Below are 229 nucleotides of genomic sequence, written 5' to 3'. Positions count from 1 at the left end.
TCGATTATTTTGTATAGCAATAGTCTTAATTTGTTTATCTCTTGTCGCAATGCGAGAAAATCCACCATTACTAATATAAGGAGATAGATTTATTCCATCAATATTAAGCTGTAATTGTAACGGTAGGGGTTCAAAGTTAGAGTGTCTATCATTTATATGTCCCAATGTTATTTTCACTGGCTTATTATTTTTTATCATAACCCTTCAATTTTTACTTTTATTAAATCGT

The 229-nt window shown here is 28.8% G+C and carries 1 pseudogene; it reads right to left on the bottom strand.

The window, feature by feature from the left end:
* Window positions 1-198 (bottom strand): annotated as a pseudogene (locus V6255_RS18360) (bifunctional metallophosphatase/5'-nucleotidase); the annotation flags it as partial.
* Window positions 199-229 lie beyond the last annotated feature (31 nt).

This window comes from Psychromonas arctica (assembly GCF_038155225.1).
GTDB lineage: Bacteria > Pseudomonadota > Gammaproteobacteria > Enterobacterales > Psychromonadaceae > Psychromonas > Psychromonas arctica_B.
This window is presented reverse-complemented; position numbering and strand designations above follow the sequence as displayed.